The organism is Bacillus sp. FSL M8-0071 (assembly GCF_037975455.1).
Classification (GTDB): domain Bacteria; phylum Bacillota; class Bacilli; order Bacillales; family Bacillaceae; genus Bacillus; species Bacillus subtilis.
Window position 1 is genome coordinate 1,645,672 of the sequence record NZ_CP150256.1, and the last position, 26,120, is coordinate 1,671,791.

Sequence of the window (26,120 nt, forward strand, 5' to 3'; positions counted from 1 at the left end):
TTAGGAGGAGTAGGATTGTCTATCAGAACATTAAACGGCAGAACCTTTGCCGAGATGATTCTTGCGGGAGCGCAGAATCTGTCTCAAAACGCCAGTGCAGTTGATGCACTGAACGTGTTTCCGGTGCCGGACGGTGATACGGGAACAAATATGAACCTGTCGATGACTTCCGGAGCAAGAGAAGTTGAACAAATGGATACGGATGATATCGGGAAGGTGGGTTCCGCGTTATCTAAAGGGCTGCTCATGGGAGCACGCGGAAATTCAGGAGTTATCCTATCCCAATTGTTCCGCGGATTTAGCAAAAGCATTGAAACGAAAAAAGAAATTAATGCACTTGAGTTTGCCGCTGCGCTGCAAGCAGGTGTAGACATGGCGTATAAAGCTGTCATGAAACCTGTAGAGGGCACCATTTTAACAGTTGCAAAAGACGCTGCAAAAAAAGCGATGATCTTAGCAGAAAAAGAAACCGATATCACTGCGCTGATGATTGCAGTGACAGAAGAAGCAGAGGCGTCTTTAAACCGCACCCCTGAATTGCTACCTGTCCTAAAGGAAGTAGGAGTTGTCGATAGCGGGGGCAAAGGCCTGCTCTGTGTGTATGAAGGTTTCCTTGCTTCATTAAAAGGTGAAACTGTACCTCAGAAAGCAGTTCTTCCGTCACTTGACGACATGGTCAGCGCAGAGCATCACAAGAGCGCGCAAAGCATGATGAATACCGAAGATATTGAATTTGGATTCTGTACCGAAGTGATGGTTAGGCTTGATCAGACAAAAAGAGAGTTCGACGAAGGCACGTTCAGGCAAGACCTCAGCCAGTTCGGAGATTCTCTGCTTGTGATTGCGGATGAATCGCTGGCGAAGGTTCATATTCATGCTGAAGAGCCGGGAAACGTGTTAAACTACGCCCAGCATTACGGTGAATTGATCAAAATAAAAATAGAAAATATGAGAGAACAGCATACCTCTATCATCAGTCAAGAAAGCAAACCTGCAGACAACGAAATACCGCCGGCAAAACAGCCGTATGGCATTGTGACTGTGGCGATGGGAGAAGGAATTTCAGACCTATTCAAAAGCATTGGCGCTTCTGTTGTGATTGAAGGCGGCCAGACCATGAACCCAAGCACTGAGGATATTGTTGATGCCGTGAAGTCTGTAAATGCAGATACGGTATTTATCCTGCCTAACAACTCCAACATTATCATGGCTGCTAACCAAGCGGCCAGCGTAGTGGATGAACAGGTTTTTGTCATTCCTGCTAAAACGGTTCCGCAAGGGATGTCAGCCCTGCTGGCTTTTAACCCGGATCAAGAAGCTGAAGCGAACGAGGCCAATATGCTAAGCGCCATTCAGCAAGTAAAAAGCGGACAGGTGACGTTCTCAGTCAGAGATACTCATATTGACGGTAAAGATATTAAAAAAGGCGACTTTATGGGCATTCTGAATGGAACGATTATCGGCACTTCTGAAAATCAGCTGTCAGCCGCGAAAATGCTGCTGTCAGAAATGATCGGAGAAGATGATGAAATCGTGACCATTCTATATGGTGAGGATGCGTCTCAGGAAGAAGCTGAGCAGCTTGAAGCGTTTCTCAGTGAAAAGTACGAGGAGATTGAGGTTGAGATCCACAATGGGAAACAGCCTCTGTATTCGTATATAGTTTCTGCAGAATAGAAGGGCAATTTGCCCTTCTATTCTTATGTCTGCTTTTAAGTGCGGCAGCGCTGTAACGCGCCCGCTTGCCATTTTATATCTGATCAATTAGTCTAGAAGCAAAGCGCTAATAAGCTCTGGTTCATAAGGAGGAATAGCATGAAATACAGAAGCGTTTTTGATATTATCGGCCCGGTTATGATCGGTCCGTCCAGCTCTCATACAGCGGGAGCTGCTAGAATCGGGAGAGTGGCCAGAAGTTTATTTGGCAGAGAGCCTGAGCGCATCATTGTATCTTTTTACGGCTCGTTTGCGGAAACGTATAAGGGCCACGGCACAGATGTCGCGATTATCGGCGGATTGCTTGATTTTGATACATTCGATGAACGGATTAAAACCGCTATACAAATTGCAGAAGCTAAAGGAATTGATATAGAGTTTCGGGTAGAAGACGCAGTCCCGGTCCACCCGAACACAGCAAAAATCACCATTTCTGATGAAAAGGGTGAGCTGGAACTGACGGGTATTTCGATTGGCGGAGGAAAGATTGAAATCACAGAATTGAATGGTTTTGAGCTCCGGCTGTCAGGAAATCATCCGGCCATATTAGTTGTTCATAATGACAAGTTTGGCACAATTGCCGGTGTTGCCAATGTTCTGGCGAAATTTTCAATCAACGTAGGACATATGGAAGTAGCCCGGAAAGATATCGGCCAGCTTGCGCTGATGACAATAGAGGTCGATCAAAATATTGACGACCACATTCTCGACGAGCTGTCGAAGCTGCCGAATATTATTCAAGTGACAAAGATTGCTGACTAGCGAAAAGGGTCAGGAGGAGCCAGTTATGTTTCGTAATGTAAAAGAATTAATTGAGATTACTAAAGAAAAACAAATATTGATCTCTGATGTGATGATAGCTCAAGAGATGGAAGTAACAGAAAAAACAAAAGAGGACATTTTTCAGCAGATGGATCATAACCTGTCTGTTATGGAAGCGGCGGTTCAGAAAGGACTCGAGGGAGTTACGAGCCAAACGGGCTTAACAGGCGGAGATGCCGTTAAATTGCAGGCCTATATTCGATCAGGAAAAAGCCTGTCTGGCCCGCTGATTTTAGATGCTGTATCGAAAGCCGTTGCAACAAATGAAGTAAATGCAGCCATGGGAACCATCTGTGCGACACCGACTGCAGGTTCTGCCGGTGTGGTGCCCGGTACGTTATTTGCTGTAAAAGAAAAGCTGAATCCAACAAGAGAACAAATGATCCGCTTTTTGTTTACAGCCGGGGCTTTCGGATTTGTCGTGGCCAATAACGCAAGCATTTCCGGCGCCGCCGGAGGATGTCAGGCAGAGGTTGGATCAGCTTCAGGCATGGCGGCTGCGGCTATTGTTGAAATGGCAGGAGGAACACCCGAACAAAGCGCGGAAGCCATGGCCATTACATTAAAAAATATGCTAGGCCTCGTGTGCGACCCTGTTGCAGGGCTTGTTGAGGTGCCTTGCGTGAAACGGAATGCGATGGGCGCGTCAAATGCGATGATTGCCGCTGATATGGCATTGGCGGGCATTACAAGCCGTATTCCATGTGATGAGGTTATCGATGCCATGTATAAAATAGGCCAAACGATGCCAACTGCACTTAGAGAAACAGGCCAGGGCGGTTTAGCGGCAACACCGACAGGAAGAGAATTAGAGAAAAAAATTTTCGGAGGAGCGCTAGGTTCACGTGAAACAACATCAGCAAACTAGTATAGCTAACATTAAGGGTATTGGGCCGGAAACAGAAAAAACATTACACGAACTCGGTATTTATGACATTTCTGATCTTCTGAATTATTTCCCTTATCGCTATGATGACTACGAGCTGAGGGATTTAGAAGAAGTAAAGCATGATGAAAGAGTCACAGTCGAAGGGAAGGTTCATTCAGAGCCTTCTCTTACCTATTACGGAAAAAAACGAAACAGGCTGACATTCAGGCTTCTGGTCGGCCACTATTTAATCACAGCCGTATGTTTTAACCGGCCTTATTTGAAGAAGAAGCTTTCGCTCGGCTCTGTGGTGACGGTTTCAGGTAAATGGGACAAGCACCGCCAAACCATCTCTGTTCAGGAGTTGAAAAACGGGCCGCATCAAGAAGACAAAAGCATTGAACCAGTGTATTCTGTGAAAGAAAATGTTACCGTCAAAATGATGAGGCGCTTTATTCAGCAGGCGCTGACCCAATATGCAGACTCACTTCCTGATCCTCTTCCGGAAAAGCTAAGAAAAAGCTATAAACTGCCTGACTATTATCAAGCGTTAAAAGCAATGCACCAGCCTGAAACAAGGGAAGCATTAAAGCTTGCCAGACGGCGGTTTGTTTATGAAGAATTTTTGTTGTTTCAGTTGAAAATGCAGGCGTTCCGAAAGGCGGAAAGAGAGCAGACACAAGGGATACGGCAGCGTTTTTCAAATGAAGAACTCATGAGATTTATCAAAAGCCTCCCGTTTCCCCTCACAAACGCCCAGTCACGCGTTCTTCGCGAAATAACAGCAGACATGTCTTCTCCATACAGAATGAACCGTCTTCTTCAAGGGGACGTTGGATCAGGAAAAACGGCAGTCGCCGCCATTGCACTGTATGCCGCGATCCTATCCGGATACCAAGGAGCGCTCATGGTGCCGACAGAAATTCTGGCCGAGCAGCATGCTGATTCGCTCGTTTCGCTATTTGAAAAATGGGACGTCAGCGTTGCTCTTTTGACAAGCTCTGTTAAAGGGAAGCGGCGAAAAGAACTGCTTGAGCGTCTTGCGGCGGGTGAGATTGATATTCTTGTAGGAACCCACGCTTTAATCCAAGACGAGGTGGAGTTTAAGGCGCTGAGTCTCGTTATTACTGATGAACAGCACAGATTTGGAGTTGAGCAGCGCAAAAAGCTTCGGAACAAAGGGCAGGATCCCGATGTTCTCTTTATGACAGCCACTCCAATCCCAAGAACATTAGCGATCACAGTGTTCGGTGAAATGGATGTATCTGTCATCGATGAGATGCCGGCTGGACGAAAGAGAATCGAAACCTATTGGGTAAAACATGACATGCTGGATCGTATATTGGCATTTGTCGAAAAAGAATTAAAGCAAGGCAGGCAGGCTTATATCATCTGTCCGCTGATTGAAGAATCAGACAAGCTTGATGTGCAAAACGCCATTGACGTGTACAATATGCTTTCTGATATTTTTCGGGGGAAATGGAATGTCGGCCTTATGCATGGAAAGCTGCATTCCGATGAAAAAGACCAGGTCATGAGAGAATTCAGCGCAAATCACTGTCAAATTCTCGTATCAACCACTGTTGTGGAGGTTGGCGTGAATGTTCCGAATGCAACAATTATGGTGATTTATGACGCCGACCGTTTCGGGCTATCACAGCTTCACCAGCTGCGCGGCCGTGTTGGACGGGGTGAGCATCAATCTTTCTGTATTCTGATGGCTGATCCAAAATCAGAAACAGGGAAAGAACGGATGAGGATCATGTCGGAGACCAATGACGGTTTCGAGCTGTCTGAAAAGGATCTGGAACTGAGAGGTCCCGGTGATTTCTTCGGGAAAAAACAAAGCGGAATGCCGGAATTTAAAGTGGCGGACATGGTTCATGATTACAGAGCGCTTGAAACGGCAAGGCAGGATGCTGCGAATCTTGTGGCTTCTGACGCGTTCTGGAAGGAGCCGGAATACGCTGTGTTAAGAGATGAATTGCTGAAGAGCGGAGTAATGGACGGGGAAAAATTAAGCTGAGTATCAGAAGTTTTTGGTGTTCAGCCAGAAACAATCGTTGCATTCCAATCTATGAAATTATATACTACTATTAGTACCTAGTCTTAATTGTCCGGATGGTGTTTAGATATGAGAAGAAATAAGAGAGAACGCCAGGAATTACTTCAGCAGACGATTCAAGCAACCCCCTTTATTACAGATGAAGAATTAGCGGGTAAATTCGGGGTGAGCATCCAGACGATACGTTTGGACCGCTTAGAGCTTTCCATACCTGAACTGAGAGAAAGAATTAAGAACGTGGCAGAGAAAACACTTGAGGACGAAGTGAAGTCCCTGTCACTTGATGAAGTTATCGGAGAAATTATTGACCTTGAGCTGGATGATCAGGCGATATCCATTTTAGAAATAAAACAGGAGCACGTGTTCAGCCGGAATCAGATTGCGAGAGGACACCATTTATTTGCACAGGCGAATTCTTTGGCCGTTGCAGTCATTGATGACGAGCTGGCGCTGACTGCAAGTGCAGACATCCGCTTTACAAGACAGGTAAAGCAGGGTGAACGTGTCGTAGCAAAAGCGAAAGTGACGGCTGTCGAAAAAGAAAAAGGAAGAACGGTTGTCGAAGTGAACAGCTACGTTGGCGAAGAAATTGTTTTTTCTGGACGCTTTGACATGTATCGTTCAAAACATTCATAAAGGTGGAGCATGCATGAGAATAGCTGTAGATGCAATGGGAGGAGACCACGCTCCCAAAGCTGTTATTGACGGAGTTATAAAAGGTATAGAGGCATTTGATGATCTCCATATCACACTTGTCGGTGACAAAACAACGATAGAATCACATTTAACAACTACATCAGATCGCATCACGGTGCTGCACGCAGATGAAGTGATTGAGCCTACGGATGAACCTGTCCGTGCCGTGCGAAGAAAAAAGAACTCATCTATGGTTCTTATGGCGCAGGAGGTTGCGGAAAACAGAGCTGACGCCTGCATTTCCGCAGGAAATACCGGTGCATTAATGACAGCCGGTCTCTTTATTGTCGGAAGAATTAAAGGAATTGACCGTCCGGCGCTTGCCCCGACACTTCCGACTGTTTCGGGAGACGGATTTCTTCTCCTTGATGTCGGCGCCAATGTCGATGCCAAACCGGAGCACCTCGTTCAATATGCCATCATGGGTTCTGTTTATTCTCAGCAAGTGCGCGGTGTCACTTCACCGAGAGTCGGACTTTTAAATGTCGGAACAGAAGATAAAAAAGGAAACGAACTGACGAAGCAGACGTTTCAAATTTTAAAAGAAACAGCAAACATCAATTTTATCGGAAACGTGGAAGCGCGAGACATTTTAGATGATGTGGCGGATGTTGTAGTAACAGACGGCTTTACCGGGAATGTTACACTCAAAACGCTGGAAGGCTCTGCGTTGTCAATTTTTAAAATGATGAGAGACGTAATGACGTCTACTTTGACATCCAAGCTTGCAGCAGCTGTGCTGAAACCAAAATTGAAAGAAATGAAAATGAAAATGGAGTATTCGAATTATGGCGGAGCAAGTCTTTTTGGCTTAAAAGCGCCTGTGATCAAGGCGCACGGCTCTTCAGATTCAAATGCTGTATTCCATGCGATTCGGCAAGCAAGAGAGATGGTCAGCCAAAATGTGGCTGCGCTCATTCAGGAAGAAGTGAAAGAAGAAAAAACAGATGAGTAGTCTGGAGGTTTTTACATCATGAGTAAGATTGCATTTTTATTCCCGGGTCAGGGATCACAATTTATCGGCATGGGAAAAGAGCTTTATGAGCAGGTGCCTGCTGCAAAGCGTCTGTTTGATGAAGCCGATGAAACGTTAGAAACAAAACTCAGCTCGCTTATTTTTGAGGGGGCTGCTGAAGAATTAACACTTACATACAATGCGCAGCCTGCTTTGCTTACGACAAGCATCGCTGTTCTTGAGAAATTTAAAGAATCTGGCATTACACCTGATTTCACAGCAGGACACAGCCTTGGTGAATATTCTGCACTGGTTGCGGCTGGCGCTCTGTCTTTCAAAGATGCTGTTTATACCGTCAGAAAGCGCGGAGAGTTTATGAATGAAGCAGTGCCGGCTGGCGAAGGAGCAATGGCTGCGATTCTCGGCATGGATGCTGAAGCATTAAAGCAAGTAACCGATAAAGTCACAGAGGAAGGCAACCTTGTACAGCTTGCGAATCTCAACTGTCCTGGCCAAATCGTCATTTCCGGAACAGCTAAAGGGGTTGAGCTTGCATCTGAACTGGCAAAAGAGAACGGAGCAAAACGCGCAATTCCGCTTGAAGTAAGCGGTCCGTTCCATTCCGAACTGATGAAACCGGCTGCTGAAAAGCTGAAAGAGGTATTGGACGCCTGTGACATAAAAGACGCTGACGTTCCGGTCATCTCAAATGTTTCTGCTGACGTGATGACTGAAAAAGCAGATATCAAAGAAAAACTTATTGAGCAGCTTTACTCTCCGGTTCGTTTTGAGGAAAGCATTAACAAGCTGATCGCAGAGGGTGTTACGACTTTTATTGAAATCGGTCCCGGAAAAGTGCTTTCAGGCCTTGTGAAAAAAGTGAATAGACGGTTAAAAACAATTGCTGTATCAGATCCGGAAACGATCGAGCTGGCAATTCAAACGCTTAAGGAGGAGAATGATAATGCTTAATGATAAAACGGCTATTGTCACTGGCGCATCCCGCGGAATCGGCCGCTCAATCGCCCTTGATCTGGCAAAAAGCGGAGCAAATGTTGTCGTGAACTACTCCGGCAATGAAGCGAAAGCAAATGAAGTGGTAGATGAAATCAAATCAATGGGCAGAAAAGCAATTGCTGTAAAAGCGGATGTATCAAATCCCGAAGATGTACAAAACATGATAAAAGAAACATTGTCTGTTTTTTCTACGATTGACATTCTGGTTAATAATGCGGGAATTACAAGAGACAATCTCATCATGAGAATGAAAGAAGACGAATGGGATGACGTCATTAACATTAACCTGAAGGGTGTTTTCAACTGCACAAAAGCTGTTACAAGACAAATGATGAAACAGCGTTCAGGCCGCATTATTAACGTATCGTCTATCGTCGGCGTCAGCGGAAACCCTGGACAAGCCAACTACGTGGCTGCAAAAGCCGGCGTCATCGGTTTAACCAAATCTTCTGCTAAAGAGCTCGCCAGCCGAAATATTACGGTAAACGCAATAGCGCCAGGATTTATCTCAACTGATATGACAGATAAACTTGCAAAAGACGTTCAAGACGAAATGCTGAAACAAATTCCGCTCGCGCGCTTTGGTGAACCTAGCGATGTCAGCAGTGTTGTCACGTTCCTAGCTTCAGAGGGAGCCCGTTATATGACAGGCCAAACGCTTCATATTGACGGCGGAATGGTGATGTAAGTTTTTTCTCGAAAATTTCATCGTAGTTTCTCTAGTTTTTTAAAAACGAATCCACTATAATACTTGAGGGGAGGTGAATTGCTATGGCAGACACATTAGAGCGTGTAACGAAAATCATCGTAGATCGCCTTGGCGTTGATGAAGCAGACGTCAAACTTGAAGCTTCTTTCAAGGAAGACTTAGGTGCTGATTCCCTAGATGTAGTTGAGCTTGTTATGGAACTTGAAGACGAGTTTGATATGGAGATTTCTGACGAAGATGCTGAAAAGATTGCAACAGTCGGCGACGCTGTGAACTACATACAAAACCAGCAATAAGCTGATGCTAAAAGTCCCGCCGAAACGCGGGGCTTTAGCCCTTTATTCGTGCAGTTATTACAGCATGCCGCTTTTACGCGCGCTGTATCCGGTTTAGTCAGAGAAGCGCGGTGAACCTGATGTGCCTATGGAGGTTACTATGTCAAAACACTCACATTATAAAGATAAAAAAAAGTTCTATAAAAAAGTAGAACAATTTAAAGAGTTTCAAGAACGGATTTCGGTTCACTTTCAAAATGAAAAGCTTTTGTATCAAGCATTTACACATTCATCTTATGTGAATGAGCATCGGAAAAAGCCGTATGAAGATAATGAAAGGCTTGAATTTTTAGGTGACGCTGTTTTGGAACTGACGATCTCCAGATTCTTATTTGCCAAATACCCGGCTATGAGTGAAGGAGATTTGACGAAATTGAGAGCCGCAATTGTTTGCGAACCGTCTCTCGTTTCATTGGCTCACGAGCTGTCATTCGGCGATCTTGTCCTGTTGGGTAAAGGCGAGGAAATGACAGGCGGAAGAAAGCGTCCTGCTCTATTGGCGGATGTTTTTGAGGCATTTATCGGAGCCTTGTACCTTGACCAAGGATTAGAGCCGGTCGAAAGTTTCTTAAAAGTTTATGTGTTCCCTAAAATTAACGATGGTGCTTTTTCTCATGTGATGGATTTCAAAAGCCAGCTGCAGGAATACGTGCAGCGGGACGGCAAAGGCTCTCTGGAGTATAAAATCTCCAACGAAAAAGGACCTGCGCACAACCGTGAATTTGAAGCCATCGTATCTCTAAAAGGTGAACCACTCGGAGTCGGAAACGGCCGTTCAAAGAAAGAAGCCGAACAGCACGCTGCTCAGGAAGCTTTAGCTAAATTGCAAAAACACCATACGAAACAATAAAATCCCCCTTATGACTCAGGGGGATTTCAGTATGTATGCCGTCTTATTTGACCAATGTTTATGATAGAATTGAAATACTTATTACATAAGGAGGATCGCTATGTTCCTCAAACGTTTAGACGTTATAGGATTTAAATCATTTGCAGAACGGATTTCCGTAGACTTCGTTAAAGGCGTGACAGCAGTTGTCGGGCCGAACGGAAGCGGAAAAAGCAACATCACGGATGCCATTCGCTGGGTTCTCGGCGAACAATCGGCACGCTCTCTTCGCGGCGGAAAAATGGAAGACATCATTTTTGCCGGGAGTGACTCAAGAAAGCGATTAAATCTAGCTGAAGTTACGCTTACTCTTGATAATGATGATCATTTCTTGCCAATTGACTTCCACGAGGTGAGTGTCACAAGACGTGTGTACAGATCAGGTGAGAGTGAGTTTCTGATTAACAATCAGCCGTGCCGCTTGAAGGATATTATTGATTTATTTATGGACTCTGGCCTTGGTAAAGAAGCATTTTCTATTATCAGCCAAGGGAAAGTGGAAGAGATCCTGAGCAGCAAAGCGGAGGATCGCCGCAGTATCTTTGAAGAAGCGGCCGGGGTGCTTAAATATAAAACGAGAAAGAAAAAAGCAGAAAATAAACTGTTTGAGACACAGGACAATCTAAATCGGGTAGAAGATATATTACATGAGCTTGAAGGACAGGTTGAACCTCTTAAAATTCAAGCTTCAATAGCGAAAGACTACCTTGAGAAAAAGAAAGAGCTGGAGCATGTTGAAATTGCGCTGACTGCCTATGATATCGAAGAGCTGCATGGTAAATGGTCGACTCTTAAAGAGAAAGTGCAGATGGCAAAAGAAGAAGAGCTTGCTGAATCGTCTGCTATTTCTGCGAAAGAAGCAAAGATTGAGGATACAAGGGACAAAATACAAGCGCTTGATGAGTCAGTAGATGAGCTCCAGCAAGTTTTACTGGTAACTAGTGAAGAGCTGGAAAAGCTTGAAGGCCGTAAAGAAGTCCTGAAAGAACGAAAGAAAAACGCTGTGCAAAACCAAGAACAGCTTGAAGAAGCCATCGTTCAGTTCCAGCAAAAAGAAACGGTTCTGAAAGAAGAGCTTTCGAAGCAGGAAGCTGTCTTCGAAACGCTTCAGGCTGAGGTGAAGCAGTTAAGGGCGCAAGTAAAAGAAAAACAGCAGGCTCTCAGTCTTCACAATGAAAATGTCGAAGAGAAAATCGAGCAGCTGAAAAGTGATTATTTTGAGCTGTTAAACAGCCAGGCTTCGATACGCAACGAACTCCAGCTTCTTGATGACCAGATGTCCCAATCCGCTGTCACATTGCAGAGACTCGCGGACAACAATGAAAAGCACCTGCAGGAACGGCGTGATATTTCTGCGCGTAAAGCCGCATGTGAAACGGAATTTGCCCGAATTGAGCAGGAGATTCACAGTCAAGTCGGTGCATATCGTGATATGCAGACAAAATATGAGCAGAAAAAGCGCCAATACGAAAAAAATGAATCCGCTCTGTATCAGGCATACCAATACGTTCAGCAAGCGAGATCAAAAAAGGACATGCTTGAGACGATGCAGGGAGATTTCTCCGGCTTTTATCAAGGTGTTAAAGAAGTGCTAAAAGCGAAAGAGCGCCTTGGCGGAATTCGCGGAGCGGTTCTTGAGCTGATTTCTACAGAACAGAAGTATGAAACGGCCATTGAAATAGCGCTCGGCGCTTCTGCTCAACACGTCGTGACCGACGATGAACAATCTGCCCGAAAAGCGATTCAATATTTAAAGCAGAATTCCTTCGGCCGGGCGACGTTTCTGCCTCTTTCTGTTATTAGAGACCGCCAGCTTCAAAGCCGTGACGCGGAAACAGCCGCCCGGCATTCATCATTTCTCGGGGTTGCAAGTGAACTTGTCACATTTGATCCTGCGTATCGAAGCGTCATCCAGAATCTTCTTGGAACCGTTCTGATCACAGAGGACTTAAAGGGTGCAAACGAGCTTGCGAAGCTTCTCGGGCACCGGTACCGCATCGTAACCCTTGAGGGAGATGTTGTGAACCCCGGTGGTTCAATGACGGGCGGCGCGGTTAAAAAGAAAAATAACTCCCTCCTCGGAAGAAGCCGGGAGCTAGAAGATGTGACGAAACGGCTCGCTGAAATGGAAGAGAAAACAGCTCTGCTTGAACAAGAGGTCAAAACCCTTAAACAATCCATTCAGGATATGGAGAAAAAACTGGCTGACTTAAGAGAAACCGGGGAAGGCTTAAGGTTAAAGCAGCAGGATGTGAAAGGCCAGCTGTACGAACTTCAAGTTGCCGAGAAAAATATCAATACCCATTTAGAGCTCTATGACCAAGAAAAATCTGCTCTGTCAGAAAGCGATGAAGAGAAAAAAGCGCGCAAACGCAAGCTTGAAGAAGAGCTCTCTGCCGTATCTGAAAAGATGAAACAGCTTGAAGAGGACATAGACAAACTGACAAAACAAAAACAAACGCAATCCTCAACGAAAGAGTCTCTTTCCAACGAGCTTACTGAGCTGAAGATCGCTGCGGCCAAAAAAGAGCAGGCATGCAAGGGGGAAGAGGACAACCTTGCCAGATTAAAGAAAGAGCTCACTGAAACAGAGATTGCGTTAAAAGAAGCAAAAGAAGACTTAAGCTTCTTAACGTCAGAGATGTCATCTAGCACCAGCGGCGAAGAAAAGCTGGAAGAAGCAGCAAAACATAAATTGAGTGACAAAACGAAAACGATCGAACTGATTGCATTAAGGCGCGATCAGCGCATCAAGCTTCAGCATGGGCTTGATACGTATGAGCGTGAGCTGAAAGAAATGAAACGCCTGTATAAACAAAAAACAACGCTCTTAAAAGACGAAGAAGTCAAACTCGGACGAATGGAAGTCGAGCTTGATAATTTACTCCAATATTTACGGGAGGAATACAGCTTGTCCTTTGAGGGGGCAAAAGAGAAATATCAGCTTGAAACTGATCCAGAGGAAGCCAGAAAGCGCGTGAAGCTGATTAAACTCGCAATTGAAGAGCTGGGTACCGTGAACCTCGGAAGCATAGATGAGTTTGAGAGGGTCAACGAACGGTACAAGTTTCTGTCGGAACAAAAAGAAGATTTAACAGAAGCGAAAAATACCTTGTTCCAAGTGATTGAAGAAATGGATGAAGAAATGACGAAGCGCTTTAACGACACATTCGTTCAAATCCGCTCACACTTTGATCAAGTTTTTCGCTCCTTATTCGGAGGAGGGCGAGCTGAACTGAGGCTCACCGATCCTAACGATCTGCTTCATTCAGGAGTCGAGATTATCGCTCAGCCGCCGGGGAAAAAGCTGCAAAACTTAAACCTCCTGTCAGGCGGAGAGCGTGCGCTTACTGCTATAGCGCTCTTATTCTCAATCCTAAAGGTTCGTCCAGTGCCGTTTTGCGTCCTTGACGAAGTAGAGGCTGCGCTCGACGAAGCGAATGTGTTCCGGTTTGCGCAGTATTTAAAAAAATACAGCAGTGATACCCAGTTTATTGTGATTACCCACAGAAAAGGAACGATGGAGGAAGCGGATGTGCTTTATGGCGTAACCATGCAGGAATCCGGTGTTTCCAAGGTAATCTCCGTTAAGCTGGAAGAAACAAAAGAATTCGTTCAGTAACGAGGAAAGAGGTTAAAAGATGAGCTTTTTTAAAAAATTAAAAGAGAAAATCACAAAACAGACAGATTCCGTATCTGAAAAGTTTAAGGATGGCCTTGAAAAAACAAGAAACTCCTTTCAAAACAAAGTGAATGATCTTGTATCCCGTTACCGTAAAGTGGATGAGGATTTCTTCGAAGAGCTTGAAGAGGTTCTTATCAGCGCGGATGTCGGTTTTACAACCGTTATGGAATTAATAGATGAGCTGAAAAAAGAAGTCAAACGCAGAAATATTCAAGATCCAAAGGAAGTCCAGTCAGTGATTTCTGAGAAACTGGTCGAGATTTATAACAGCGGAGATGAGCAAATTTCAGAACTGAACATCCAGGATGGGCGTTTAAACGTAATCCTTCTGGTAGGTGTAAACGGTGTCGGGAAAACAACAACGATCGGAAAGCTTGCTCATAAAATGAAACAAGAAGGAAAATCTGTCGTACTTGCCGCCGGAGACACTTTCAGAGCGGGAGCCATTGAACAGCTGGAAGTATGGGGAGAGCGTACAGGAGTGCCTGTCATTAAGCAGACGGCCGGAAGCGATCCGGCAGCTGTCATCTACGATGCTGTTCATGCTGCGAAAGCAAGAAATGCCGATGTATTAATTTGTGATACGGCAGGGCGTCTCCAAAACAAAGTAAATCTCATGAAAGAGCTTGAAAAAGTGAAACGTGTTATCGAAAGAGAAGTTCCTGAAGCTCCGCATGAGGTGCTGCTTGCCCTTGATGCCACGACCGGCCAAAATGCAATGGCTCAGGCAAAAGAATTCTCTAAAGCAACAAATGTTACCGGCATTGCTTTAACGAAGCTTGACGGTACGGCAAAGGGCGGTATCGTCCTTGCGATTCGCAACGAGCTTCACATCCCGGTTAAACTAGTCGGTTTAGGAGAAAAAGTTGATGATCTTCAGGAATTTGATCCAGAATCCTATGTGTACGGACTCTTTTCAGATTTAGTGGAAAAAGCCGACGATTAAGAAAAAGGCCCCAACATCTTGGGGCCTTTTCTTTTTTATCTTCTTACTTGATAGGCGAAATGATAAAGGCTGTTATCAGTGGATACCAGTCTTGCCTCACCAGAAAAAACTCTGAATGGGATGATGTCATAGTAATGAACGGAAACAGATGTGTAATACGTATAGTAACCAGCAGCTGGCCCCAAATACATCGGAACCTCAAATGTTCCGTTTGCATCAGTCGTTCCTGAAGCAGTTTGTGTTGTGTTTCCGACCTTCGTGTCCGCTTCAAATCTTACGGGCGCGTTTGGCACTGGCTGTCCGTTTTGGTCGAGTAATTTGCCGCTTACTGTAATATTGTACTTGACTCGCCAATATTGACCTTGTCCGTAATTGATTTTACCGTATACCCCTCCATCTGTGCTGATATTTGTGATTGAGGCCTTATAAGGTGCCTCAGCAGCGTCTGCTTGCTGTACCGGGAAACCTATTGTAAACAGGGCTGCCAGACACAACATAAATAATAAACTGATTTTTTTCATAAAAATCCTCCTTAAAATAGGGTTCATATACAATATCGGAATAAATTGGATGATATTTAGCGTATTTTGGAAAAAGTTAATCGCCGCTTTGACAAGATAAAAACTTGACAGTGTCATTAAAACCGTGTAAACTAAGTTATCGTAAAGGGATTTGACTTAACAAAGGGGAGAGCTCAAATGTCACTCGAAAAGACAACGAGAATGAATTATCTGTTTGATTTTTATCAGTCGTTGTTGACGTCAAAACAGAAGAGCTATATGTCGCTTTATTATTTGGACGATTTCTCCCTAGGCGAAATAGCCGAAGAATATGAGGTTTCAAGACAAGCTGTTTATGATAACATCAAACGAACAGAAGCGATGCTTGAACAATATGAAGAAAAGCTGCTCCTTTTGAAAAAGTTTCAGGAGCGTAAAGAGATGTTTAATAAGCTGAAGGAGCTTGCTTCCGGTTCAAAAGAAGAGGAAGAAATTACAGCTCTGATTGAAGCGCTTGAGAAATTAGATTAGGAGGCGGCAAACTATGGCATTTGAAGGATTAGCCGACCGACTGCAGCAGACGATTTCTAAAATCCGCGGAAAAGGGAAAGTCAGCGAACAAGATGTAAAAGATATGATGCGTGAGGTTCGTCTTGCGCTGCTTGAGGCTGACGTTAACTTTAAAGTAGTCAAAGATTTTGTCAAAAAAGTAAGTGAACGCGCTGTAGGCCAAGACGTCATGAAAAGTCTGACGCCCGGCCAGCAGGTCATTAAAGTTGTTAAAGAGGAACTGACTGAGCTGATGGGCGGCGAAGAGAGCAAAATCGCCGTCGCAAAAAGGCCGCCGACTGTTATTATGATGGTCGGTCTCCAAGGTGCCGGTAAAACGACAACAAGCGGTAAGCTTGCGAATCTGCTGCGCAAAAAGCATAATCGCAAACCGATGCTGGTTGCTGCCGATATTTACCGCCCAGCCGCAATTAAGCAGCTGGAAACACTCGGCAAACAGCTTGATATGCCTGTTTTTTCTCTTGGCGATCAGGTCAGTCCTGTAGAAATAGCTAAACAGGCTATTGAGAAAGCCAAGGAAGAACATTATGACTATGTCATTTTGGATACGGCAGGCCGCTTGCATATCGACCATGAACTGATGGATGAACTGACCAACGTCAAAGAAATCGCGAATCCGGAAGAAATCTTCTTGGTTGTCGATTCCATGACCGGTCAGGACGCTGTGAATGTTGCCAAAAGCTTTAATGAACAGCTCGGTTTAACCGGTGTTGTGTTGACTAAGCTGGATGGAGACACACGCGGCGGGGCAGCGCTTTCTATTCGCGCTGTCACAAACACGCCAATTAAGTTCGCAGGTTTGGGCGAAAAGCTTGATGCGTTAGAGCCGTTCCATCCTGAACGCATGGCATCAAGGATTCTCGGCATGGGCGACGTGCTGACATTGATTGAAAAAGCACAGGCCAGCGTTGATGAAGACAAAGCCAAAGAGCTGGAACAAAAAATGAGAACGATGAGCTTCACATTGGACGATTTTCTGGAGCAGCTCGGGCAAGTCAGAAACATGGGGCCGCTTGATGAGCTTCTGCAAATGATGCCGGGTGCAGGTAAAATGAAAGGCCTGAAAAACATCCAAGTTGATGAAAAACAGCTGAATCATGTGGAAGCAATCATCAAATCAATGACTGTTCTTGAAAAAGAACAGCCGGATATTATCAATGCCAGCCGGCGGAAGCGGATTGCAAAAGGAAGCGGGACATCCGTACAGGAAGTCAACCGTCTGCTTAAGCAGTTTGATGAAATGAAAAAAATGATGAAGCAGATGACAAACATGTCAAAAGGCAAGAAAAAAGGGTTTAAGCTACCTTTTATGTAATCGGTTATACATGATAAAACCGTTGTTAAGAAAAAACACTTTACAAACACTTTTATCATTGTTAATATACTATCTTGTTGAAATATTTTCGGAGGTGCTAGTAAAATGGCAGTAAAAATTCGTTTAAAACGTATGGGAGCAAAAAAATCTCCTTTCTATCGTATTGTTGTAGCAGATTCTCGTTCACCACGTGACGGCCGTTTCATCGAAACAGTCGGAACTTACAACCCGGTTGCAAAACCAGCGGAAGTAAAAATTGACGAAGAGCTTGCTCTTAAATGGCTTCAAACTGGAGCGAAACCATCTGATACAGTTCGCAACTTGTTCTCTAGCCAAGGAATCATGGAAAAATTCCACAACGCTAAACAAGGCAAGTAATGACTGATCAACACTTGGAAGATTTGATTGTCCACATTGTGACGCCGCTTGTTGATCATCCAGATGACATTCGCGTCATAAGAGAAGAAACCGATCAAAAGATTGCGCTGCGCTTATCTGTCCATAAGTCAGATACCGGTAAAGTTATCGGAAAGCAAGGCCGGACTGCAAAAGCGATTCGAACAGCTGTATTTGCAGCTGGCGCACAGTCTTCTAAGAAAGTTCAATTTGAAATATTTGACTAAAAGGGAGAGGGCCGGCACCTCCCCTTTTTTTACACGCAAAAAAAGGGTAAACTGATAGAAGCTTAGGCAAAATAGAAAAGCCTGGGCGAGTAAAAGTTTTAAAAGCGGGGAGCTTGGTGCGATGCAAATTATTCACCGTGTAGCCGTTATGCAAGTCTTAACCGAGCGCAGTAAAGAAAAGCTTTTAGCTTCTTTTGCCGAAAAGAAACAAATGCTTGAACGAGAATGCAGCCAGCTCTATTTTCAGCTTAGAAAACATGAGAAAGAACAGCAAAACCCTGATATGATTGAACAATTTAAAAAGGCAATAGAAAAGCGAAAAGATGATATAAAAATCATCGATTTTCAAATTGCTCAAGTACATACATTGCCGCTTGGCAGTGAGCTGAAAGAAAAGGAAGTCGATGCGCTGCTGACGATTGAAGCCGGGGATGACTGGCATGAGAAAACAGCAGCGAACACCATCGTCATAAAAGATGGAAAAGTAATTGAAATTCGCCAGAGGTGATCATATGACAAAGCGATGGTTTAATGTAGGCAAAATCGTAAATACCCACGGAATCAAAGGCGAAGTGCGGGTGATTTCAAAAACAGATTTTGCCGAAGAACGATACAAGCCGGGAAACACGCTGTATTTGTTTATGGACGGCCGTAACGAACCAGTGGAGGTAACGGTAAACACACATAGACTGCATAAGCAATTTCATCTCCTGCAGTTTAAAGAAAGACAAAACCTAAATGAAGTAGAAGAGCTGAAAAACGCAATCATTAAAGTTCCTGAAGAAGAATTAGGAGAGCTGAATGAGGGTGAATTTTATTTCCACGAAATCATTGGGTGTGAAGTATTTACTGAAGAAGGCGAACTCATCGGAAAGGTCAAAGAAATTTTGACGCCTGGGGCCAATGACGTTTGGGTCATCGGACGAAAAGGAAAAAAAGACGTACTCATTCCTTACATTGAATCAGTGGTCAAACATATCGATGTCAGGGAAAAGAAAATTGAGATTGAACTAATGGAAGGGTTAATAGACGAATGAAAATCGACTTTTTGACGCTGTTTCCCGAAATGTTTGAAGGTGTGCTCGGCTCATCGATTCTTCAAAAAGCCCAGGAAAAAGATGCGGTGCAGTTTCAAGTCGTAAATTTCCGGGAGTACTCTGATAACAAGCACAACACTGTTGATGATTATCCTTATGGCGGCGGCGCAGGCATGGTTATCAAGCCTCAGCCTGTTTTTGACGCGGTCGAGGACCTGACATCAAAGGCAGCCGCTGCTCCGCGTATTATCCTCGTATGCCCGCAAGGTGAGCGTTTTACCCAAAAAAAAGCCGAACAATTAGCAAAGGAAGAGCATTTGCTGTTCATTTGCGGCCACTATGAAGGCTATGATGAACGCATTCGCGAGCACTTGGTAACGGATGAAATATCAATTGGCGACTTTGTTCTGACGGGCGGTGAGCTCCCTGCAATGATGATCGCAGACAGTGTGGTCAGACTGCTTCCGGGTGTACTGGGTAAAGAGGCTTCCCATATTGAGGATTCATTCAGCACCGGACTCTTAGAGCACCCGCATTATACAAGACCGGCAGATTACAAAGGTTTAAAAGTGCCTGAAACACTCTTGTCAGGAAACCATGCAAAAATTGAAGAATGGCGGAATAAAGAATCGATCAGAAGGACCTACCTAAGACGTCCGGATCTGTTGAAAGACTACCCGCTTACAGAGCAGCAAAGAAAGTGGATTTCTGAATGGGAAAAAGAATAGATTTTATTGCATAGGCTATGAAATTGTGATAAGATACTACTTGTGGCTTAAGCGGGCTTATCCGCTGCAAGCTTGAAAACGATGTTCCGCTGTGCCGGTTTTTGTGGCCAAGAGCATCTGTTGGAAGGAGTTGAAAACGATGCAAAAACTAATTGAAGATATCACAAAAGAACAGCTTCGTACTGATCTTCCTGCGTTCCGTCCTGGTGACACTTTACGTGTACACGTTAAAGTTGTTGAGGGTAACCGTGAGCGTATCCAGATCTTTGAAGGTGTTGTGATTAAGCGTCGTGGTGGTGGAATCAGCGAAACGTTCACAGTTCGTAAGATTTCTTACGGTGTTGGCGTTGAACGTACTTTCCCTGTACACACACCAAAAATCGCGAAAATCGAAGTTGTACGTTACGGTAAAGTACGCCGTGCTAAACTTTACTACCTGCGTGAACTTCGCGGAAAAGCGGCTCGTATTAAAGAGATCAGACGATAATGATAACGAACGAAAAGAGCTTGTTACCTGTAACAAGCTCTTTTTTTATACAGAATTTGAAAATGCCGGACAGGCATCGTAAAATACATAAAGGACAACAATGAATCATGCATACTGAAGATAAAGGCGGTGTTCGTGTCACATGACAATTCAATGGTTCCCGGGCCATATGGCAAAAGCAAGAAGGGAAGTAACCGAAAAATTAAAATTAATCGATATCGTATATGAATTGGTAGATGCCAGAATTCCAATGTCATCAAGAAACCCAATGATTGAAGATATTCTAAAAAATAAGCCGCGAATTATGCTGTTAAACAAGGCTGACAAAGCAGATGCGGCAGTTACACAGCGGTGGAAAGAGCACTTTGAGAACCAGGGGATCCGCTCTCTGTCCATTAATTCTGTAAACGGGCAAGGTTTAAATCAAATTGTGCCTGCATCAAAAGAGATCCTCCAAGAAAAATTTGACCGGATGCGGGCGAAAGGTGTGAAGCCGAGAGCGATTCGCGCTTTGATTATCGGCATTCCAAACGTCGGAAAATCAACGCTCATCAACCGGCTTGCAAAGAAAAACATAGCAAAAACGGGAGACAGACCTGGTATTACGACTTCTCAACAGTGGGTCAAAGTTGGGAAAGAATTAGAGCTATTAGATACACCGGGAATTTTGTGGCCTAAATTTGAGGATGAGCTTGTCGGTTTGAGACTGGCAGTTACCGGGGCTATTAAAGACTCGATTATCAATTTGCAGGACGTGGCCGTGTTTGGTCTTCGTTTTCTCGAAGAACATTACCCAGAACGGCTTAAAGAGCGTTATGGCCTTGATGAGATCCCAGAGGACATTGCCGAGCTGTTTGATGCAATAGGTGAAAAGCGCGGCTGTCTCATGAGCGGTGGGCTCATTAACTATGATAAGACGACTGAAGTCATCATTCGCGATATTCGCACTGAAAAGTTCGGCAGGCTGTCATTTGAACAGCCGACGATGTAAAGGCGCGCAGAAATGCGGGTCTTTATTTTTTCTTGGCTGAACCGATACATACAGTAAGGGAGAAGAGAAAGTGAATACATTAACCGTAAAGGACATTAAAGACCGTTTGCAGGAAGTGAAGGATGCACAAGACCCATTTATTGCCCAATGCGAAAACGACCCGAGAAAAAGCGTTCAAACGCTTGTAGAGCAATGGCTTAAAAAGCAAGCGAAAGAAAAAGCGCTGAAAGAACAATGGGTGAATATGACTTCCTATGAAAGGCTGGCAAGAAACAAGGGATTTCGCTTGATTGCAGGTGTTGACGAGGTCGGCCGGGGACCATTGGCAGGACCAGTTGTCGCCAGCGCAGTCATCCTTCCAGAGGAATGTGAAATACTTGGGCTGACAGACTCCAAAAAGCTTTCAGAAAAAAAGCGTGAGGAATATTACGAGCTTATTATGAAGGAAGCACTGGCGGTCGGGATAGGAATTGTAGAAGCTACTGTGATTGATGAGATCAATATATATGAAGCTTCAAAAATGGCAATGGTGAAAGCGATACAGGATTTGTCGGATACACCTGATTATTTGCTTGTTGACGCAATGACACTTCCGCTCGACACGGCTCAGGCGTCAATTATAAAAGGCGATGCCAAAAGCGTGTCTATTGCGGCAGGTGCGTGTATCGCAAAAGTGACGAGGGACCGAATGATGAGCGCTTATGCCGAAACGTATCCCATGTACGGCTTTGAAAAAAATAAAGGCTATGGGACAAAAGAACATTTGGAAGCTCTCGCTGCATACGGCCCAACTGAATTGCACCGCAAAACTTTCGCTCCTGTTCAATCTTTCAGATAAATCACCATGGACAAGGAGGCACCTTTTTAAAATGAACATACGAAATGATGTGCAAAAGGCGCTGCAGCACCTTTTCGGGCGTACAGCCGTCCCGCAGGAAACATCAAAAGTAAACGAAGCGCTAAACGGGGAGAAGCGTCTCCTCTTAGGAAAAGTGCTTCGTTTACTAGGAGATCAGCATGCCCTGATCCAAGTCGGCAATCAAACTGTTCAGGGAAAACTTGAAACTCAGCTTCGTCCTCAGGCATACTATTGGTTTTCCTACGAAAAAAAAACGGCAGAGCAAACAGGCCGTCTTCAGGTCGTTCAAAGCTTTGATCAAAATCCTAAAACCATTCAGGATGCAGCTGGCAAGCTTTTAAATGCCATGTCAGTGAAGACGTCAAACGCAGCTCTCATGATGACAGGAGCGATGCTGAAAAGCAAAACACCCGTAACAGAAAATGATATCAAAACAGCTGTCCGGTGGATGGACACGCTGCCTTCGCAAGACACAAAAAAAGCAGTTGAAACGGTTCTCTTCGCTTTAAAGCGTGATCTTCCCATTCACTCCGAGATTTTGAATGGTGTTCACGCAGTGAAATCGCCTGTTCCGTTGCATCAGCACGTATTCCAGCTGCTTCAGGCAATCGACCAAAACCCTCAGCAGAGCCAAATGATGTCAAAGCTAAAGGAAGCAGTTACGGTGCTTTTAAATAGTGAAATCGATGTCCATGCAGAACGGCTGATTGATAAGCTTATTTCTTTAACCGACAATACGAAAGCACCTTCTCCGGCCAATACTGCTGGAAGCAGGGAGCTTAGCACACCAGCTGGCTCCCCCGGAAAAGCCAGCCTGCCGATTGCAAATCACACAGCAGAACAGAGAAGCATACAAGAAGAGTCTGTTAAAACAGCAGCAGACATTCCAATTAAAGAAGCCCGCCAGCTGCTGATGAAGCTGACGGAATCTGCTGAAAAAAACAGTCTCCAAATTGTGAAAGAAGCAGCAAATTGGATTAAAGCGGCTGCTTCATCGGGTGATAGTAAGTCACTTGCAGCTTCAGCTGTTTTACAGGCGGCACAAGTCACAGACCAGGAAGCCGAAGTCTTTTTTAAGGCTGTTCAGCAGACAGCACCTCATTTGGCGGATAAAGCAGATGTTCTTTCTTTCTTATCCAAAGTGAAAACGGCAATCGGTGCAAGGGACGAGGTTGCGTTCATTAAAGCGTTTGAACAAGGAAGTGCAGTCACATCTGGCGAAATGCAATCCATCAAGCTGGCTCTTTCTGCCTTAAGAGCATCGCATGAGGTAGCCGAACCAGTCAAACAAGAAGCCGATCAGGTTTTTCATAAATTAAATGGCCAGCTTTTCATGCAGCAGGACCATCCATCATACAGCCAAATTGTAATGTCATTTCCGATGTTTTCGAAGTCAGGGGTTCAGGACATGACTGTTCTGTTTAAAGGAAAGAAAGAAGCGGATGGAAAGCTTGATCCTTCCCATTGCCGCCTTTTGTTTTTGCTGCAGCTTGATACACTAAAAGAAACCGTCGTTGATTGCTTGGTACAGCAAAAAGTCATGACCATTACAATAGAGACTGATTTCGAGCTGCAGGCTGCGATCGATCCGATGGTGCCCGCGCTTAAACAGGGGCTAAAGGAAATGGGGTACAGCCTTTCAGGGGTAAACGCTAAAAAAAGGGTTCACACCGAAGAAAAGGCTTCAATCGATCAATATATAACAAGTATCAGTGATCAGGAAGTGGATGTGAAAATATGAAAGAGCAGACACCGATCAGAAAAGCTGTTGCTCTCCATTATGACGAACAAAAAGACAAGGCGCCGAGAGTGATTGCCACAGGAAAGGGCCATGTAGCTGACAACATTATCAAAGAAGCAAAAAAAGCAGGGGTCCCGATTCAAGAAGATCGGACTCTTGTCGAATTAATGCGCCATTTGACGGTAGATGATCAAATTCCTGAAGCTCTTTATGAAACGGTAGCCGAGATTTTTTCATTCATTTACAAATTGGACGAAAGCGTAAAAAACAAAAAATAGCTAAAATATTCCCCATCCTCCTTTGAAATTTATGTTTTTAATAAAGTAAAAGTTTGAATGTTTAGAAGGATTAAAAGATTTTGCATCGAACTGTAGACAATTCTTCCAGTAATATTATAGAATGAAAGCGCAGTCTATTTTAGTTTTGTTACATAAGTTAGGAGGATGGGAAATGAATATCCATGAGTACCAGGGAAAAGAAGTCCTCAGAAAATATGGGGTATCTGTTCCTGAAGGTAAAGTGGCTTTTACAGCAGAAGAAGCAGTTGAGAGTGCAAAGAGCTTATCCAGCTCGGTTTATGTCGTAAAGGCTCAAATTCATGCTGGCGGTCGAGGCAAAGCTGGTGGGGTAAAAATAGCAAAATCATTAGACGAAGTAAAAGCGTATGCCGAAGAACTATTAGGGAAGACCCTAGTTACACATCAGACGGGTCCGGACGGCCAAGTAATAAAACGCTTACTTATTGAAGAAGGCTGCGATATTAAAAAAGAATATTACATCGGTCTAGTGCTTGACCGCGCCACTTCAAGAATCGTTTTGATGGCTTCTGAAGAAGGCGGAACGGAAATTGAAGAGGTTGCGGAGAAAACACCAGAAAAAATCAAAAAAGCTGTCATTGATCCGGCTGTTGGCCTTCAAGGCTATCAAGCCAGAGAAATTGCATTCGCTATTAATATTCCAAAAGAGCTCGTGGGAAAAGCTGCTAAATTTATGCTTGGACTATATAAAGCGTTTGTTGAGAAAGACTGCTCAATCGCCGAAATCAATCCGCTTGTTGTGACTGGCGACGGAAATGTGATGGCGCTTGATGCAAAATTGAATTTTGACAGCAATGCGTTGTACCGACAAAAGGACATTATGGAATACAGAGATTTGGATGAAGAAGATCCGAAAGAAATTGAAGCGTCCAAATATGATCTAAGCTACATTTCCCTTGATGGAAATATCGGCTGTATGGTAAACGGCGCGGGACTTGCAATGTCTACGATGGATATTATCAAGCATTATGGAGGAGAACCGGCCAACTTCCTTGATGTGGGCGGCGGTGCAACCGCGGAAAAAGTCACGGAAGCATTTAAAATCATTCTTTCTGATCAAAACGTTAAAGGGATTTTTGTCAACATTTTCGGCGGCATTATGAAATGTGATGTCATCGCAGAAGGGGTTGTTGAAGCGACTAGACAAGTTGGTTTGACATTGCCGCTTGTCGTCCGTCTTGAAGGCACAAACGTGGATCTAGGGAAGAAAATCCTTAGTGAATCAGGATTAAACATTACATCTGCGGAATCAATGGCTGACGGCGCGCAGAAAATCGTATCCTTAGTTTAAGAAAGAATGAAAGGCAGGGGACCAAATAATGAGTGTTTTCATTAATAAAGATACAAGAGTTATTGTGCAAGGGATTACAGGTTCTACCGCTTTATTTCATACGAAGCAGATGCTTGAATACGGCACAAATATCGTTGGCGGTGTAACACCTGGAAAAGGCGGAACAGAAGCGGAAGGTGTTCCTGTATTTAATACAGTGGCTGAAGCAGTTCAAACAACCGGCGCTAACGCGTCTGTTATATATGTGCCCGCACCGTTTGCAGCTGATGCGATTATGGAAGCGGTAGATGCGGAGCTTGATCTCGTGATTTGTATCACAGAACATATCCCGGTTTTGGATATGGTGAAGGTCAAACGCTTCATGGAAGGCAAGAAAACGAGACTGATAGGGCCGAACTGTCCTGGTGTCATTACGCCTGAAGAATGTAAAATCGGCATTATGCCCGGATACATCCATAAAAAGGGTCATGTAGGCGTTGTATCACGTTCAGGAACATTAACATACGAAGCGGTGCACCAGCTCTCAGAAGCGGGTGTAGGGCAATCTACAGCTGTTGGAATCGGCGGCGACCCTGTAAATGGAACAAACTTTATTGACGTTTTAAAAGCGTTTAACGAAGATCCTGACACACACGCAGTCATCATGATTGGCGAAATCGGCGGTACGGCCGAAGAGGAAGCGGCAGAGTGGGTAAAAGCCAACATGACAAAACCGGTAGTCGGTTTTATTGGCGGTAAAACAGCACCTCCTGGGAAGCGCATGGGGCATGCAGGCGCCATTATTTCCGGCGGGAAAGGGACAGCTGATGAAAAAATCAAAACCCTTAATGCATGCGGAATCGAAGTTGCAGAGACACCTTCTGTCATGGGTGAAACCTTAATCAAGGTGCTGAAAGAGAAGAACTTGTTCGAAACTTGTAAAACGCATTAATAAAAAAGGGACAGCCGTCAAGGCTGT

The 26,120-nt window shown here is 44.4% G+C and carries 27 protein-coding genes; 26 read left to right on the forward strand and 1 reads right to left on the reverse strand.

Annotation, left to right across the window (positions count from 1 at the left end; translation table 11 throughout):
- The first annotated feature begins 15 nt into the window (after window positions 1–15).
- The 12 genes from MKX71_RS08535 to ftsY all read left to right on the forward strand — a co-directional run bounded on the left by MKX71_RS08535 (window position 16) and on the right by ftsY (window position 14,703).
- Complete coding sequence (locus MKX71_RS08535; protein ID WP_003232052.1) at window positions 16–1,677, forward strand: DAK2 domain-containing protein; 1,662 nt, start codon at window positions 16–18, stop codon at window positions 1,675–1,677.
- Between the two features lie 138 nt (window positions 1,678–1,815).
- Entirely contained in the window at window positions 1,816–2,478 is a 663-nt protein-coding gene (gene sdaAB / locus MKX71_RS08540; protein ID WP_003232050.1) for an L-serine ammonia-lyase, iron-sulfur-dependent subunit beta, read from the forward strand.
- Window positions 2,479–2,503: 25 nt separating this feature from the next.
- The gene (gene sdaAA, locus MKX71_RS08545; protein WP_003232049.1) at window positions 2,504–3,406 is read left to right on the forward strand and encodes an L-serine ammonia-lyase, iron-sulfur-dependent, subunit alpha; all 903 of its coding nucleotides are present in this window, start codon (window positions 2,504–2,506) and stop codon (window positions 3,404–3,406) included.
- Window positions 3,384–5,432, forward strand: coding sequence for an ATP-dependent DNA helicase RecG (recG, locus tag MKX71_RS08550; RefSeq protein ID WP_029317792.1), 2,049 nt, complete (start codon window positions 3,384–3,386; stop codon window positions 5,430–5,432). Before sdaAA ends, recG begins: the two co-directional genes overlap by 23 nt.
- Before the next feature lie 108 nt (window positions 5,433–5,540).
- Complete coding sequence (gene fapR, locus MKX71_RS08555) at window positions 5,541–6,107, forward strand: transcription factor FapR (RefSeq protein WP_003232044.1); 567 nt, start codon at window positions 5,541–5,543, stop codon at window positions 6,105–6,107.
- Window positions 6,108–6,120: 13 nt separating this feature from the next.
- A complete protein-coding gene (plsX, locus tag MKX71_RS08560) occupies window positions 6,121–7,122 on the forward strand; it encodes a phosphate acyltransferase PlsX (protein ID WP_339231957.1) in 1,002 nt (333 codons plus the stop codon).
- Window positions 7,123–7,140: 18 nt separating this feature from the next.
- The gene (gene fabD, locus MKX71_RS08565; RefSeq protein ID WP_015383644.1) at window positions 7,141–8,094 is read left to right on the forward strand and encodes an ACP S-malonyltransferase; all 954 of its coding nucleotides are present in this window, start codon (window positions 7,141–7,143) and stop codon (window positions 8,092–8,094) included.
- Window positions 8,087–8,827, forward strand: coding sequence for a 3-oxoacyl-[acyl-carrier-protein] reductase (gene fabG, locus MKX71_RS08570; protein WP_003232035.1), 741 nt, complete (start codon window positions 8,087–8,089; stop codon window positions 8,825–8,827). Before fabD ends, fabG begins: the two co-directional genes overlap by 8 nt.
- Window positions 8,828–8,910: 83 nt before the next feature.
- Entirely contained in the window at window positions 8,911–9,144 is a 234-nt protein-coding gene (gene acpP / locus MKX71_RS08575) for an acyl carrier protein (RefSeq protein ID WP_003154310.1), read from the forward strand.
- A 139-nt stretch (window positions 9,145–9,283) separates the two neighbouring features.
- A complete protein-coding gene (rncS, locus tag MKX71_RS08580) occupies window positions 9,284–10,033 on the forward strand; it encodes a ribonuclease III (protein WP_003232030.1) in 750 nt (249 codons plus the stop codon).
- A gap of 100 nt (window positions 10,034–10,133) precedes the next feature.
- Window positions 10,134–13,694 (forward strand): chromosome segregation protein SMC, encoded by a 3,561-nt coding sequence (gene smc, locus MKX71_RS08585; RefSeq protein ID WP_015252105.1) that lies wholly within the window; start codon window positions 10,134–10,136, stop codon window positions 13,692–13,694.
- 19 nt (window positions 13,695–13,713) lie between these two features.
- The gene (gene ftsY / locus MKX71_RS08590) at window positions 13,714–14,703 is read left to right on the forward strand and encodes a signal recognition particle-docking protein FtsY (RefSeq protein ID WP_003232026.1); all 990 of its coding nucleotides are present in this window, start codon (window positions 13,714–13,716) and stop codon (window positions 14,701–14,703) included.
- A gap of 35 nt (window positions 14,704–14,738) precedes the next feature.
- On the opposite strand, the gene MKX71_RS08595 is transcribed toward ftsY, so the two are convergent.
- The gene (locus MKX71_RS08595; protein WP_070548959.1) at window positions 14,739–15,224 is read right to left on the reverse strand and encodes an Ig-like domain-containing protein; all 486 of its coding nucleotides are present in this window, start codon (window positions 15,222–15,224) and stop codon (window positions 14,739–14,741) included.
- Window positions 15,225–15,401: 177 nt separating this feature from the next.
- Between MKX71_RS08595 and MKX71_RS08600 the strand changes: the two genes are divergently transcribed.
- From MKX71_RS08600 to sucD, 14 genes are all read left to right on the forward strand, one after another.
- Window positions 15,402–15,734, forward strand: coding sequence for a putative DNA-binding protein (locus MKX71_RS08600; RefSeq protein ID WP_003238590.1), 333 nt, complete (start codon window positions 15,402–15,404; stop codon window positions 15,732–15,734).
- A gap of 13 nt (window positions 15,735–15,747) precedes the next feature.
- Window positions 15,748–17,088 (forward strand): signal recognition particle protein, encoded by a 1,341-nt coding sequence (ffh, locus tag MKX71_RS08605; protein WP_014113771.1) that lies wholly within the window; start codon window positions 15,748–15,750, stop codon window positions 17,086–17,088.
- A 105-nt stretch (window positions 17,089–17,193) separates the two neighbouring features.
- Window positions 17,194–17,466, forward strand: a complete 273-nt coding sequence (gene rpsP, locus MKX71_RS08610; RefSeq protein WP_003220815.1) for a 30S ribosomal protein S16 — start codon at window positions 17,194–17,196, stop codon at window positions 17,464–17,466.
- Window positions 17,466–17,711 carry a KH domain-containing protein gene (locus MKX71_RS08615; protein WP_014476792.1) on the forward strand — a complete coding sequence of 82 codons (246 nt, stop codon included), beginning with the start codon at window positions 17,466–17,468 and terminating at the stop codon, window positions 17,709–17,711. The genes rpsP and MKX71_RS08615 overlap by 1 nt, the downstream gene beginning before the upstream one ends.
- 121 nt (window positions 17,712–17,832) lie before the next feature.
- Window positions 17,833–18,219: a YlqD family protein gene (locus MKX71_RS08620; RefSeq protein WP_014476793.1), complete on the forward strand. Its 387-nt coding sequence runs from the start codon at window positions 17,833–17,835 to the stop codon at window positions 18,217–18,219.
- A gap of 4 nt (window positions 18,220–18,223) precedes the next feature.
- Entirely contained in the window at window positions 18,224–18,748 is a 525-nt protein-coding gene (rimM, locus tag MKX71_RS08625) for a ribosome maturation factor RimM (RefSeq protein ID WP_339231958.1), read from the forward strand.
- Window positions 18,745–19,476, forward strand: a complete 732-nt coding sequence (gene trmD, locus MKX71_RS08630) for a tRNA (guanosine(37)-N1)-methyltransferase TrmD (RefSeq protein WP_339231960.1) — start codon at window positions 18,745–18,747, stop codon at window positions 19,474–19,476. Before rimM ends, trmD begins: the two co-directional genes overlap by 4 nt.
- Before the next feature lie 139 nt (window positions 19,477–19,615).
- The gene (gene rplS / locus MKX71_RS08635; RefSeq protein WP_003220825.1) at window positions 19,616–19,963 is read left to right on the forward strand and encodes a 50S ribosomal protein L19; all 348 of its coding nucleotides are present in this window, start codon (window positions 19,616–19,618) and stop codon (window positions 19,961–19,963) included.
- Window positions 19,964–20,105: 142 nt separating this feature from the next.
- Window positions 20,106–20,954, forward strand: coding sequence for a ribosome biogenesis GTPase YlqF (gene ylqF, locus MKX71_RS08640; RefSeq protein WP_032721550.1), 849 nt, complete (start codon window positions 20,106–20,108; stop codon window positions 20,952–20,954).
- 70 nt (window positions 20,955–21,024) lie between these two features.
- Entirely contained in the window at window positions 21,025–21,792 is a 768-nt protein-coding gene (rnhB, locus tag MKX71_RS08645) for a ribonuclease HII (RefSeq protein WP_003245658.1), read from the forward strand.
- A 31-nt stretch (window positions 21,793–21,823) separates the two neighbouring features.
- Window positions 21,824–23,554: a hypothetical protein gene (locus tag MKX71_RS08650; protein ID WP_339231961.1), complete on the forward strand. Its 1,731-nt coding sequence runs from the start codon at window positions 21,824–21,826 to the stop codon at window positions 23,552–23,554.
- Entirely contained in the window at window positions 23,551–23,832 is a 282-nt protein-coding gene (locus MKX71_RS08655) for a FlhB-like flagellar biosynthesis protein (protein WP_003232001.1), read from the forward strand. Before MKX71_RS08650 ends, MKX71_RS08655 begins: the two co-directional genes overlap by 4 nt.
- 172 nt (window positions 23,833–24,004) lie before the next feature.
- Complete coding sequence (gene sucC / locus MKX71_RS08660) at window positions 24,005–25,162, forward strand: ADP-forming succinate--CoA ligase subunit beta (RefSeq protein ID WP_003244732.1); 1,158 nt, start codon at window positions 24,005–24,007, stop codon at window positions 25,160–25,162.
- A 28-nt stretch (window positions 25,163–25,190) separates the two neighbouring features.
- Window positions 25,191–26,093, forward strand: coding sequence for a succinate--CoA ligase subunit alpha (sucD, locus tag MKX71_RS08665; protein ID WP_003238566.1), 903 nt, complete (start codon window positions 25,191–25,193; stop codon window positions 26,091–26,093).
- Window positions 26,094–26,120: the final 27 nt, after the last annotated feature.